Origin of the sequence: Algoriphagus sp. A40 (genome assembly GCF_002002735.1) — a bacterium.
Classification (GTDB): domain Bacteria; phylum Bacteroidota; class Bacteroidia; order Cytophagales; family Cyclobacteriaceae; genus Algoriphagus.
This window is the reverse complement of record NZ_MUNY01000060.1, coordinates 1-13950: the sequence shown is the minus strand read 5'-3', so window position 1 is coordinate 13950 and position 13950 is coordinate 1. Positions and strand designations below refer to the sequence as shown.

Below are 13950 nucleotides of genomic sequence, written 5' to 3'. Positions count from 1 at the left end.
AATTTGCCAGAACTGAAAAATAGTTTAGAATTTACAACCCAAAAACACTTCACTGACCAGCAAATACCCGAATCTGATCAGGGGAAATCTGATGGATAAATTGCCTCAAAATATAAAAGGTCTCAGGAACCTTGGGGACCGTCTCTAGTTCATTTGGATCTGGGAATTCTTCTCTTTTCAGGAAAGAATACCTACTGAGCATTCCCGCCTCAAAGTAACAAAATGCCTTTTCCCCATCTTCCCTTCCGGGTAAAGTCAGCATGAGATCTTTTTTTGATTCATGGATCAGTTTTATAAACTCATCCACACGAAGATTATAAGAATCCGGGTTTTCGCCAGAACGGCATGCCCCAAGGCAATTTTGGTCTTGGACCACTTCACAGCTCACCTTTCTCAAACCACAAAGTTTCTGGCAAAGCCGGTAATTTTCAATCCCGGATTTTAAAAACTGAAGAGCCTCATCAGAAGAAAAAAAGGTCTCAAGAGGTCTTAGGTTTTTGGTCAATTTAGCCACCTGAAACCGATGGTATCCCGAACCATCCTGGTAATGGAACAAACCCCAAAGTGCCTTGGGCAACTTTAAAGCTGAATTGAATTGTGGCCAAAGCCTTTTGATTTCCAAAGTTTCGACCAACAGCGCCATTACCTCAGAACCGGTCAGTTGCCATTGTAAATCCACCACTTCCCCTTTTAGCTGCTGCTTGAGATGAGGTAAATCCCTGCCGGAAAAGTGTCCCTTGAAGCGGTCCCGAATATTCAGGGCTTTTCCCACATAAATTACTTTTCCTTTGGCATTCAGCATGTAATACACCCCACATGATTCCGGAATCTGACGAAACTTTCCAAGAGGAAAATGCGGTGGTAGAAATGCCTCGCCACTGTTTTTTTTCAGCGAGGAAAATATTACTTCCTGCCGTTCCTTCATCATTCGGTCAAACAGTAAAGCTGTGGCTTTGGCATCTCCCATTGCCCTGTGTCTCGCCAAAATCGGGATTTTCTGACTTTCACATAGCCTTCCCAAACTGTATGAGCCCAATCCAGGATAAACTTTTCGGGAAAGCCTCACGGTGCAGAGTTTTTGGGAATTGAGTTCCTTCCCTGTTTTTAGAAAAGCCTCCCGAATAAATCCAAAGTCAAAATTGACCGAATGGGCCACAAAAATCCGCCCGTCCAAAAGTGTCCAAAGTTGATCAGCGATCTCCTGAAAAGTCGGAGCGGATCTGACCATGCTGTTGTCAATCCCAGTGAGTCCAGTAATATAGGCTGGGACGTGATGGCCGGGGTTAATCAAGGTCTGAAATTCATGGACAATTTGCTCTCCATCGTGGATCAAAACAGCGATTTCAGTAATCCCTCCACCCGAAGGTGCTCCACCGGTGGTTTCAATATCGACAATGGCAAATTCCATGGATAAAGGTAAAACTTATGGATGGTATAAAAGTTTTACTGACACCAAATGACGGAAGACTTTTGTTCCGCTATTTTCTTACATAAGCTTCGATCAGCTTTTCAGCACATCGCTCTCCGTCCATGGCAGCAGACACGATTCCGCCGGCATATCCTGCACCTTCTCCACAAGGATAGAGGCGTTTGATCTGCGGATGCTCGAAGGATTCCCGATCCCTTGGAACTCTTACAGGTGAGGAGGTTCGGCTTTCCACCCCGATAATCTGGGCATCATTGGTCAGGTAGCCTTTCATTTTTTGACCAAATGCCTTAAACGCCATAGCAAGTCTTGCAGAAATGAAATCAGGAAGCACTTCCCGCATTTCTACAGATTCCAAACCAGGTTGATAGGAAGTATCTAAGAGGGAAGAGCTCACTTTGCGGTTGACAAAATCCACCATTCGTTGGGCAGGGGCCACCTGCGTCTTCCCACCCATTTCAAAAGCTTTCTTTTCAACATCCGCCTGAAAATGCAGGGAGGCCAGGGCCCTGAATTTGTGGTATTCAGGCAAATCTTCAAGTTCCACCGAAACCACCATTCCCGAATTGGCAAACTTACTGTCTCTTCGGCTCGGACTCATGCCATTCACCACGAGTTCTCCAGGAGCTGTGGCAGCGGGGACGATAAATCCTCCCGGACACATGCAGAAACTGAATACACCCCGTTGCTTAGCCTGAAACTCTGTCTGCTGAACCAATGAATAGGCAGAGGCAGGCAAATAAAGACCACGATCTACTTCGCAGTGATATTGGATCCTGTCAATCAGGTTTTGGCTATGTTCTATTCGGACACCCAAAGCAAAGGGTTTGGCTTCTATTAAAACCTGTCTCCTGTCCAGCAAATGAAATATATCCCTGGCGGAATGCCCTGTTGCCAAAATTACACCCAAGCCTTTAATCTGATCTCCGTTTTGGGTAACAATCCCCTTGATTTCATCCCTTTCTAAAATCAGATCATCCACTCTGGTTTCAAAATGGATTTCTCCTCCCGATTCTAGGATACTTTCCCGAAGTTTCGATACAAGCAGTGGCAGTTTGTTGGTTCCGATATGGGGATGTGCATCCACCAGAATATCTTCCGTAGCTCCATGAGCCACAAAAATCTCCATGATCCTACGGATGTCCCCCCTTTTTTTGGATCGGGTATAGAGCTTACCGTCTGAATAAGTACCTGCCCCACCCTCTCCAAAACAATAATTCGAATCCGGATTTACAATTCCCTCTTTATTTATGGCCGCAAGATCCCGTCTGCGGGTTCTGACATCTTTCCCTCTTTCCAGTACAATGGGTTTGACTCCAAGTTCTATTGCTCTAAGCGCAGCAAATAACCCTGCAGGCCCCGCTCCGACAATTACAATAGGTTCTGAATTGGAAACATATTGATAGGAAGGAGCATGATCGAGCAGGGAACCCGGAATTTCATTCAGAAACAGTTCTGCCTCCACATTGACGATCACTTTTCTGCCTCTGGCATCGATGGATCTGCGGATTTGCCGGACGAAGGCGTGGGAAGTATCCGGAGTTACTCCGGCTTTTTTGAAAACAGCTTTTTCAAAATTATCCGGATCGTAAGCATCTTCAGGGCTCAATTGGAGGGAGAAGGTCTTTTTCATAGTAAGGTGTTTATCCTTAAATCAATGCGAAGATACGAAGGTGGGCTGAAAATTGATAAGGCGGAAGACAGAAGACAGAAGACCGGAGACAGAAACCGGAAGAGGTGAAAAAAACAACCTCTAATGAAGTCATCCTTTCAAGTGTTTTTTAATGTCGGCAAAGTTGTGGATACATTTAAAAGCAAAAGCCGCTCTTCTAAAAAAGCGGCCTTGCCTAATAAAATGTTCTTGGTTCTTGGTTCTTGGTTCTTGGTTCTTGGTTCTTGGTTCTTTTTAATTCATTCTGTCCAAAACCTCAAATCTGGATGAATTGGAAATGTATTCCGGAACCAGTGATTTCAGATGTCGAACCAAGTCAGTTTCGTTGTTTTTACCGATCAATTCCTGGAAGAACTCAATTTGACCATCAATTTTGTGGTAGGATGAAGGGGATACCTGGGCGATTTTGATTTTAGGATGGTGGGTTATTTTGACCATTTCAAAATCATTCAAAAGCTCTTCAAAGAGTTTTTCACCTTCTCTTAATCCACTAAACTGAATTTTGATGTCAGTGTCCACTTTCTTCCCTGAAAGCTGGATCATTTTCTTTGCGAGATCCAATATTTTTACCGGCTCGCCCATATCGAAAATATAGATCTCACCACCTTCGCCCATTACTCCTGCTTCCAAAACCAATTGACAGGCCTCAGGAATTGTCATGAAAAACCTGGTGATATCAGGATGGGTCACAGTAATTGGCCCACCATTCATGATTTGCTTTTTGAAAAGTGGAATTACGGAGCCGTTAGAGCCCAGCACATTTCCAAAACGGGTGGTAATGAATTTGGTGTGGTATTTTTTATGGTTGGTATCCAAGTATTGATTCAATGCCTGAACATACATTTCCGCAGCCCTTTTGCTGGCACCCATAACATTGGTTGGATTTACTGCTTTGTCAGTAGAAACAAATACAAACTTTTCAACCTGTGACAAAACGGCCAAATCCGCCAAAATTTTCGTACCGATTACATTGGAATGGACAGCTTCCTCGGGATAGTTTTCCATCATTGGCACATGCTTATAGGCTGCGGCATGGAACACTACCTGAGGCTTGAATTCTTTGAAGACTTCTTTCATCTTCTTTTTGTTTCTCACATCCCCGAGGATAATTTTTATAGAACAACCTGGATGTTGCTCCTTGAATTCCTGTTCGATATCATACAGAGGTGACTCAGCAATATCAAGCATTACGATCAGTTTGGGATGGTAATAGGAAATCTGCCTGCAAAGCTCAGAACCTATGGATCCTGCAGCACCCGTTACCATAACAATTTTACCTTTGAGATCTTGCTCAATTCTGGGATTATCCAAAAGAATCTGCTCCCTGCTAAGGAGGTCTTCGATTTTAATTTCGCGAATGGCGCCTGCTGTTAGTCCTCCATTGATCCACTGGTCCACAGGTGGCACCATGGAAACTGAAACATTCAATCTTAGACATTCATCGATGATTTCATTTTTCCGATACACGGAAAGATCTCTGACTGCAATAATCAAATCGGTGATGTTAAAAAGTTTGACGAGTCTTTCAAGGTCTTCCAAACCTTTATGAATCCGCTTTCCGTCAATGTTTTTTCCATCTTTCTTAGAGTCGTCATCCAGGAAAGCCACAATATTCATGTGAGTTTTGCTGTCCTTTTTAATCGCTTCTTGTGCAATGATCCCAGCTTCTCCGGCACCGAAAATCACACCTTGTCTAAGCTCTTTTTCGGCAAAGCCATTTTTCAGATAAACAAACAATTCCTTAACCAAAAGCGGTAGAATATCAGCATAAACATAGCTGACAAGCTTGCAATAATCAGAACTGAAGTAGGAAGGAGAAATCGGTCATTCAGAAAATTTCCATGGAAAAAATTAAGGAAAAGAAAAAGTGTGAAATTGATCAGGACAGTTTTAAAGATATTCGAACCATCCCGAAAACCTGTATGGCGGACAATCCCTTCATAGCTCCGGGTATTCTGCATCACTAAAAGGCCGCCAACCATGAAAGTGAAACTTCCTGCAAATGCATCGTATTGCTCGATAAGTTCCAGTTCAAAATTAAACCGAACCAGGTATCCAAACAGCGAACAATAAAAGAGGATCAAAGAGTCAAGCGTGGCTATTATCCATCTGGGAAGGATTTTTAACCTGGATAAAAAATTCATAGTAGAGATAGTATCAAATCGACAAAAACAGGAAAACCCACTATATTTTGCTTATCAAACCACAAAGTAATCAGATTTTTTAATTTTATTCAAAAATATTACAATAATCCGGCATTGGAAGGGACTGTACTCATTTTATATTGAAGAATTCGGGGACAGAATAACATCTAATATTCTGAATCACTTAGAGTTGGGAAATTCGTTCTATTCTTACATAAGTAATTTACAAAAAATATCATTTGATAATCCACAATTCAAATAGGAAAAGATGTTGCTCTTTCGGATGAAGAGAATATTTGGCAGACAAAGTTAAAAGCAATTAGTCTTCGAAGTAACCGTATCCGCCATAGGGGAACCAATATTCAAATTGAAGGTTTTTTTTGTTTCATAAGTCCTTGCTACAAAGTCTGAAGGGTAATCAGGGCTTATAACACACATTGAATACAAGTAGAAAGGAAAGTTTTAAATTTTTTCCTGCCAAAAATCAAAATTCTGCAACATTTTCCCTGGCTAAATCCCCGGAACCTGTAAACCTGCCAGCTGAGACATGCCCATGTTGACTGACCCCTTTCCCTCTAAGTACATTCCAGAGTGTTTGAAAGAGGATTCTCAAATCCAGCCCCAAAGAAAGGTGATTAACATACCAAACATCATATTCAAACTTCTGTTCCCAACTGATAGCATTTCTTCCGTTGATCTGAGCCCAGCCGGTCACCCCGGGTTTTATATTATGCCTCCTGGCTTGTTCAGGATTGTATAAGGGGAGATATTCTGGCAAAAGTGGTCTGGGTCCTACCAGACTCATGTCTCCTTTTAGAACATTTAGTAACTGTGGAATTTCATCGAGAGAGGACTTTCTTATCAGCTTTCCAAGTGTGGTGATCCTTTTCTCATCCGAATTGTGGTGCCCATCCAACTCACTTTTATCCAACATGGTCTTGAACTTCATGATCTGGAATGGCTCCCCGTTTTTTCCTGGCCTTACCTGAAGAAAAAATGGAGAACTTTTAAAATGTATCCTGAGGATAAAATACAGAATTAAGAAAACCGGTGATAACAGCAAAAACAGTAAAACGGAAAGTACCAGGTCCAAAACCCTTTTCCAAAAATTGGGGTAATTCACATCAGGAAATTTTGCTCAATTCTTTTTCAATGATCTCTGCAATGATTCTCTGGTCATCAAAGGTGAGGTTCACTGAACTTGGCAGGCACAGGCCTTTCAAAAATAATTTTTCGGCTATTTTTCCGCCATAAAATGGTACCCCATGATACACCGGCTGCAAATGCAAAGGCTTCCACAAAAACCTGGATTCAATGCCTTTTTTAAAAAGCATAATCCGAAGTTTGTCATTTGAAAAGCCTGTCTCTTTCTCCTCAATCAGTATAGTGGTCAGCCAATAGTTGGAATTGGATCCTTCTAGCTCCGGCTGAAACTTGATCCCCGGAAAATCTTCAAAAAGTATCCGGTATCTTTCGTTAATCAACCGTCTTTTAGAAACCCAACCATTCAGTTTTTCCAATTGGGCAAGGCCAATCGATGCTGCCAGATTATTCATTCGATAATTATAGCCTATTTCCAAATGCTGGTAATAAGGTAACTCTTCCCTTGCCTGGGATGAGAGGTATTTTGCTTTTTCCAAAACGCTGACATCGTTTGAAATCAGGGCACCTCCACCCCCAGTAGTGATGATTTTATTCCCGTTGAAAGAGAATATGCCGATTTTTCCAAATGTACCGCAGTTGGTATCCCTGTAGGTACTTCCAACGGCTTCGGCGGCATCCTCCAAAAGCGGAATGGAATACTTTTCGGCTATTTCCAGGATTTCCCGCATTTTTGCAGGCATCCCAAACAAATGAACTACTATTATCGCTTTAGGTTTTTTTCCCAAGGCAATCCGGCTTAGCACAGCGTCTTCCAACAGCTCAGGAGACATATTCCAGGTTTCCTCTTCGCTGTCAACAAAAATGGGGTTCCCCCCTAGGTAAACAATGGGATTGGCCGAAGCACAAAAAGTAAAAGACTGACAAATCACCTCATCTCCAGGTCCTACACCCAATAGCAGAAGTGCAAGATGAAGGGCAGAGGTACCAGAATTCAAGGCAACCGCCTGATGAGATTTGGTAAGGCGGGCAAGCTTATTTTCAAATTTATTGATGAATTCCCCATAGGTAGCCAGGTGACCAGAATTAATCGCCTGCTGTATGTACAAGCTCTCGTTTCCGTCAAAAACCGGGAAAGAAAGAGGAAGTGTGTAAGCCATTCGAATCAGGGGTGACAATGAGTCTCGGTTAAACTTAACACAATATTCACAAAAACCAAACCCAATTCACAGCCACTAAAAACAAAAAAAGCCCGGAGTCGGGCTTTTTTCTATTAACTATCGAACAATTTGGTTCAGTTGAGGTTCATATTTCCGGATTCCACAGATTGCTCGACAAGCTTGATTTTAATTTTCTTACCTGAATGTAATGGCCTTGTTTCCAATACTCTAGGAGAATTTCTGACTTTTTCTTTTACAAATTTGACCGTCACTTTATCCAATTGGAATCCCAGGAAAAGGACAATTGCAGAAAGGATTGGCAATACGATATTGTCTGAAAAATTTCCTAGGGCAAAAACCAAAAAAATTAATATCAACTGCAAAAATCCTAATGTCAAAGCGACTTGATTGTGTTTCAAACCCATCCTCATCAGAAAATGGTGGATATGACTTTTGTCGGCAGTCATAGGATGTCTTCCCTGCGAAATTCTTCGGGTAAACACCCTTGCCATATCGTAAAGTGGGTAAATCATCAGGACAATGCCTGCAGTGAATGAAGGTTCAAGCTTTAGGAATGCATCCACAGGTAAGGCAGCATTATATTCCATAAATGCCACTACTAAACTCCCCAAGGCAAATCCCAATGTAAGTGATCCTGTATCCCCCATAAATATTTTTGCAGGATGCCAATTGAAAATCATGAATGCCAATACACCGCCTAATAGTGTGAAGCTAAGGACAGCGAAACTTTCCAGTCCCTGGACATAAAACCAGCCACCCAACAGAGCGAGAGAGATTGATGCCACCGTACCTGCAAGTCCGTCCAAGCCATCAATCAGATTGAATGCGTTAGTGAGCGCCAGAAGAACAAATGAACTGAATCCATAGCTAATTAGTAGGGGAATCTCATGAAGTCCCAGAAATCCATGGAAATCTCTAATCCGGATATCGCCAGCCACAACCACCAATACCACAGCAACAAACTGGCCCGCCAACTTATGCTTGGCTTTGAGTTCGACCATATCATCCCGTAAACCCACAAAAAACATCACGGCAATGGCTCCCAATAGGTACCTGATATCAGGTAGTGGAAACTGCCAGGCCCAAATTCCCATGGAAACCAGAGTAGACAGGACAAAGCCGATCCCTCCCATGGAGGGCGTAAATTTCTTGTGGATTTTCCGTCCGCCTGGGGCATCTCCAATTTTAGCCTTGGTAAGAACTGAAATAACGATTGGAGTAATTAAAAATCCCACCGAAAAAGAGGTGAGGGCAGCTAAAAGAAAGTACATAATAGGTTGGTTTAAAAGCCAAAAGCCAGAACAAATTTACAGGTCAGCAATTAGTATACCTAGTTTTTAACAAATAAATAATTTTTATCCCTATTCTTTGAAAAATGCAACAGTTAGTCAATTCTAATTCAAAGGTGGTTTTTTACGATTTGAAAACCATTTTTTATAGTGCAAGAAATTTTTAGAGAGAATTCCTTTGCCTGTTTTTTTTTCAAAATTGATGGAAATGGATTAAAAACTTGCCGAAAAATTTCACTATCCAAGATCATGAATTATCCAGAATTTAAACCCGAAAAAAGAAAAAAGGTTACCAATTTAACTTCCTTTGGCCTAAATGGTTCCTTAGAATGTTAAAGGAGGGAAAAATCTGATCCAATATAAAAAAATCAATAAAAATTCTCATTCCCATAGATAAGGTCAGGAATGCGGAGGAATTCAATCGAAGCCAATGAAGAAAAAATAAGCAGATTGTGGAGGAGTTCCGGCAATTTGATGCTTTATTTTCCGGATACCTAACCAGTTGACCGGTTGCCTGAGCTGAGCGAAGTCAAAGCATCGGGTTGTCCTGTTGTCGGCCGCGCGTTGTCCGGTTGTCCGGTTGTAGGGTTCTCAGATTACCGACTTGCTAATCTAAAGATGGAAATTTGGTTTCCTGAAAAATTCGATCCGCGTCGGAGGACCAAGTCAGTAAGTAGCATGATCCTAACCATGGGTAGGGCTGAGTGCTTTGATAGTTCCTTCAGAAAGAACCTATTGATGGAACAAATCCCAACAATAGAAAATGACCATGGAGGAAGCATGGCTTCCATAAAAAATGAAAAATGACCTTTTACCTCGGGCAAGGATATGGTGGGTATTAAGCTTAGCCAAAGAAAGTAGATGGTAGTACATTGGAATAAAGTCCAGCCCTGATCGTTACTGAAGAGAATAAGGTCTGCGGGAAAATTGCGGCTCTTGTGTACATGAACAACGGCTTCAGTTCCTTCGGTTTTTAGAAATCTTGCCTGTATTGCCATGTTCAATTGGTTTTTAGTGAAACATGACCAAATCTGAGGGCAGGGAATGAAAAATCAAACCGATTGTGGAATTTGTGGAAAGTATGGAATCTGTGGAATTTGTGGATTCTGTGGAATCTGTGGACTTGACACGAATCCCAGGGGTATCCAAAACCTAGCTTATATGTTGCTTTGATGCTACTTTGATGCTACTTTGATGCCGCTTTGATGCCGCTTTGATGGTGCTTTGGTGCCGTTTTAATAGTGCGAAGGTAAATGGTTTTACATTCTGAGAGCAGGATAACTGGTGGTTCGTATCCTTGATAGAAACTTTTTGAACGTCAATTGTTCTTATATCTTCGCCCCTTTGGCTTGCCCCAAAAGGTCAAGACGAAGCCCCGGATAGCTATCCGGGCTCCTGCCGCACTCGGCCGAACACTGGCTCGCTCCAGCCTGCTGCTGGCAGGGGCAAATCCGCCCACCGCTCCCTCCTACTCGAGCATTTGTATTTACAACATGGCCTTGATAGCATTCGATCAATGGAATCCAAATTATGAAGTCATGGTGAAAAATAACCCAGAATGGGTCAAATGATTATAGCGGCGCGTAAAGCGTAGCGAAACCCAAAGTAAATTAAAACGGGTCATTGACCTCGGCGCAGAAGTATAGTGGTTACGAGAAAGTCAATACCGGGGAGCATTGGGATTGTTCAGAGTTTAAGAGTTGAATTGTTGAATTGTTGAATTGTTGAATGATTCGAAACTTCGACGAGCTCAGTGCAGGCATGCTTACCAACCATCGCCTAATTGTTCAAAAAGCTCATTAACCGATGTTGAGAATTTAGATTAACGGAAGAGTTGTAACTAATGGATTGGTAAATTTCAAAAAAAGGTTTTCAGAAAAGCCGTGAGTAGGGATACTCTCTGCGGCTGAGGTTGAGAAATAAAGCCACTCGATCCGCCGTGGCGGACGGAAAATCCCCCTTGACCCCTTTGTTAATCATTTCTATTCCCAATAAAAATTATTGTCCAAAGGGAATTTTCGCGGAATAATTTGGGGATTGTATTTTTAGTCCGGCTTCTGGAAAAACAGGAAAAAGGGAAAATTTAATCACACTTTCCCCAAATACTTGGAATCTGAGAATAAGTAAGGATTGGAACTCGTCTTTCGGTAAAATGCCAAATAAACACACCAAGACTTGTTTAAATCTTTCTCAGATAAGGTAATTGCAACAGATAAACTTGCCCTAGAACCCGCCTTTTCTTTCCAATGGTGTTCCCCCGTATCTGGGTGAAAAAGCAATACCATACTGTAATCCGGAATAAATGAGGTCCCTTTTCCAGAACTATCAGCCCAAGTGATTTCTATTTGATTTTCAACTCGATTGGCTTGAGCATCCTCAGGACCCAATAAAGGCCCTTTGCTGATTTTCAGATAGGCAGGGTCGATTCGAGGGTTTTGTCTGAAATTATATCCTTTCTGAACCAGCTCCCCGAAGGCACAATGAATTCCCTTCTTACTATGGGTGGAATCATTTTGGAAACCAAAATTCAAAACCTTTTTTATTGGCTTGAGGAATGCATTGATTTCTCTAAAGCGCTGCCGGTTGAGTAACTGGAGAGCAGTGGGATGCGTTTTGTTGCGATGATTAGGAGATGGAAGGCTTCTCATAATCGTTTGTCCATCCAGTTCATAGAAGGTAAACCCTCCTGATTTTCCTTTGGGTCTAAGGCCTCCGAAACTGACTAATTTTGCCATAGCCTTGTTGATTTAAAGTGAAGGTATTAATGAATCGAAAGATCAAAAAAGGCAGTATTAGCTCCAGGCAAACGTGCGGAATATGCGGATGTTGCATAGAAATGCATCGGTGTAAATACCTTAAACCTGGGAAAATACCCGATATAATGCCCGAATAAACCCCGTATTTGGGACGAATCTACAATGGGATATAGGGGGCTTTGAATATTCTTGTTTTGTTGGTAGGATGGTTTTTTAATCGCTGATTAGGTCGAGTATAGGTCAATTTTGAACTTGACAATAATTTTTTTTTCGTTCTTTTCTACTGGAGCTGAGATGAAGTATCTGATTGCCTTTCCACTTTCTGTTGACGAATGAGATCAAACTCTTCTTGAGCAATTTGAAGATGATTGGAGAGCAGTTCGAAGAAATAAAGTCGTTGGCTGATTTCGTCAGGAGACTTATCTCGCTGAGATAAAAACACAATCCAACCCTGAAGTATCTCCCATAAAAAAACATCACGAGTTGAGGCAAGGTACGAGTCGAATATTTCGTCTTGGTGATACTTAGTTTCTAATGTTAGCATAAAAATCAAAGTTTTAGATTTATTGAAACTGATTGTTTGCAGGATTATTGATGCCAATTTCCTAGATCATAGTGGAATAGACTATTCTAAAAGGGAATGATTTAGAATTTTGGATACAGGCTAGGCTGCCACAAAACAAATTTTCTCTTTTAAAAAGGCTGGAAGACCGGAGACCGGAGAGTCCCTGAGATTAGATCTTACTAGCAAATAATCATATTTAGAATAAAATGGGATTAAAATATATGATTATGCGCAATTGAACCATTAACCTGATTCCCTTTTCTTTTGGGGCTGGAAGACCGATGACCGCAGATCGAAGACGCGAAACTATGGTCTTTCATAGTAGATTTTAGACTCTTGATCTCGTTACTGGTATAAAGCGGATATACATAATAAAATATTCGAATGCAAACCGGAAAAAGTTGAAAGAAAAAATAAAAGGACAATAATTGTCAATCAAAATTCTCTCAAACTTGCGTTAATCGGCAGACTGGAATAAATTAGTTTTATTCTTATATATGGGAAATTCCTATTTTCCCAATTATTACTAGACTATGAACGAGAAAATTCACCACGGCAGAAATATCAAGCGTTTTCGGGAGATGATGGGCATCAAACAAGAGGCCTTGGCACACGAACTCGGTTCAGATTGGTCTCAAAAAAAGATTAGCCTTCTTGAACAAAAAGAGGAAGTAGAAGAAGAACTTCTCCGTCAGGTTGGTGAGATATTACGAATTCCTGTTGAGGCTTTCCAGAAATTTGATGAGGAGCAAGCGGTAAATGTAATTTCAAACACATTTAATCATGGATCTTTTTTAAATACCGGCAATTCTCCAACCTTTAATGTGAATCCAATAGAAAAACTTATTCAACTCCATGATGAAAAAATTGCTCTTTATGAGCGAATGCTTAAGGAGAAGGATGAGATGATGGTTAGAATAGAGAAGCTGTTGGGTAAATGAGGTATAAGGAATACTGAAGACGGTAGGCCGAAGAGGCGGAACTATGGTCTTTCTGGTCTAGCAGCAGTCGTTTCAGGAGATCGGATTGCATCTAGTATTGTTCATTGATAGTGAACATATTTCTTAAATATTATTCTTTATAAAAGAACATTATTAGGCGGATTATCTTGGGTTCGTTGGGATAGGTATTCTTGAACGTGTGAGGACAGACTGAGGGCAGAGTGTTGTTACCTATAATTTTAGACCACTTTACCAACAAAAAAAGCCCCGGAATTCTCCAGGGCCTTTAGGTTTAGACCTGGCAGGTTTTTGAAACCTGCCAGGTCTGTTAGCTGCTAATTTTCCTGCCTATTCCAAAAACAAATCAAGCTAGCCTGGGCCATTACGGGAATCAGGTTTTCCCCTTTTGGGAATTCCCGCGTACTGGCCGGATCGAACTGCTATTGGTTGTTGCTGGAGTGGATTCACTTGTTTAAAATTTTGACAAAAAAAAGCCCTGGAATTCTCCAGGGCCTTTAGGTTTAGACCTGGCAGGTTTTTGAAACCTGCCAGGTCTGTTTGCTGCTAATTTTCCTGCCTATTCCAAAAACAAATCAAGCTTGCCTGAGCCATCACTGAAGTCAGGTTCTCCCCTTTTGGGAATTCCGGCAGTCTGGCCGGATCGAACTGCCATTGGTAGTTGCGGGCGTGGATCAGCTTGTTTTAAAATTTTGACACAAAAAAAGCCCCGGATTTCTCCAGGGCCTCTCTAAGCAACTTTTACTCAAATTAATATCTGTAATACTCAGGCTTGAATGGTCCTTGAACCTCAACGCCGATGTATTGTGCCTGGTCTTCAGAAAGGGTATCCAATACCACACCCAACTTGGCCAGGT

11 protein-coding genes are annotated in these 13950 nt (G+C 41.6%); 1 reads left to right on the top strand and 10 read right to left on the bottom strand.

From position 1 onward, the window contains the following. Window positions 1–49: 49 nt before the first annotated feature. From B0E43_RS14860 to B0E43_RS14810, 9 genes are all read right to left on the bottom strand, one after another. Window positions 50–1408: an exonuclease domain-containing protein gene (locus B0E43_RS14860; protein WP_077351118.1), complete on the bottom strand. Its 1359-nt coding sequence runs from the start codon at window positions 1406–1408 to the stop codon at window positions 50–52. A 70-nt stretch (window positions 1409–1478) separates the two neighbouring features. Next, entirely contained in the window at window positions 1479–3059 is a 1581-nt protein-coding gene (locus B0E43_RS14855) for an NAD(P)/FAD-dependent oxidoreductase (protein ID WP_077351116.1), read from the bottom strand. Window positions 3060–3332: 273 nt separating this feature from the next. Beyond that, a complete protein-coding gene (locus B0E43_RS14850) occupies window positions 3333–4847 on the bottom strand; it encodes a polysaccharide biosynthesis protein (protein ID WP_371454702.1) in 1515 nt (504 codons plus the stop codon). Beyond that, window positions 4820–5242, bottom strand: coding sequence for a hypothetical protein (locus B0E43_RS31400; RefSeq protein WP_371454701.1), 423 nt, complete (start codon window positions 5240–5242; stop codon window positions 4820–4822). Before B0E43_RS31400 ends, B0E43_RS14850 begins: the two co-directional genes overlap by 28 nt. 484 nt (window positions 5243–5726) lie before the next feature. Continuing rightward, window positions 5727–6365, bottom strand: coding sequence for a sugar transferase (locus B0E43_RS14845; RefSeq protein ID WP_077351114.1), 639 nt, complete (start codon window positions 6363–6365; stop codon window positions 5727–5729). A gap of 1 nt (window position 6366) precedes the next feature. Beyond that, window positions 6367–7503: an aminotransferase class I/II-fold pyridoxal phosphate-dependent enzyme gene (locus B0E43_RS14840; RefSeq protein ID WP_077351112.1), complete on the bottom strand. Its 1137-nt coding sequence runs from the start codon at window positions 7501–7503 to the stop codon at window positions 6367–6369. Between the two features lie 134 nt (window positions 7504–7637). Next, on the bottom strand, window positions 7638–8795 hold the full coding sequence (locus tag B0E43_RS14835) for a glycosyltransferase family 4 protein (RefSeq protein ID WP_077351110.1): 1158 nt from the start codon (window positions 8793–8795) through the stop codon (window positions 7638–7640). A gap of 2105 nt (window positions 8796–10900) precedes the next feature. After that, window positions 10901–11548 (bottom strand): DUF6266 family protein, encoded by a 648-nt coding sequence (locus B0E43_RS14815; RefSeq protein ID WP_077351102.1) that lies wholly within the window; start codon window positions 11546–11548, stop codon window positions 10901–10903. A gap of 301 nt (window positions 11549–11849) precedes the next feature. After that, window positions 11850–12113, bottom strand: a complete 264-nt coding sequence (locus B0E43_RS14810; protein ID WP_139352780.1) for a hypothetical protein — start codon at window positions 12111–12113, stop codon at window positions 11850–11852. A gap of 554 nt (window positions 12114–12667) precedes the next feature. Between B0E43_RS14810 and B0E43_RS14805 the strand changes: the two genes are divergently transcribed. Beyond that, on the top strand, window positions 12668–13075 hold the full coding sequence (locus B0E43_RS14805; RefSeq protein WP_077351098.1) for a helix-turn-helix domain-containing protein: 408 nt from the start codon (window positions 12668–12670) through the stop codon (window positions 13073–13075). A 768-nt stretch (window positions 13076–13843) separates the two neighbouring features. Here the strand turns inward: B0E43_RS14805 and B0E43_RS14800 are convergent. Continuing rightward, the coding region (locus B0E43_RS14800; protein ID WP_139352779.1) for an adenosylhomocysteinase at window positions 13844–13950 on the bottom strand (107 nt) is incomplete at its 5' end.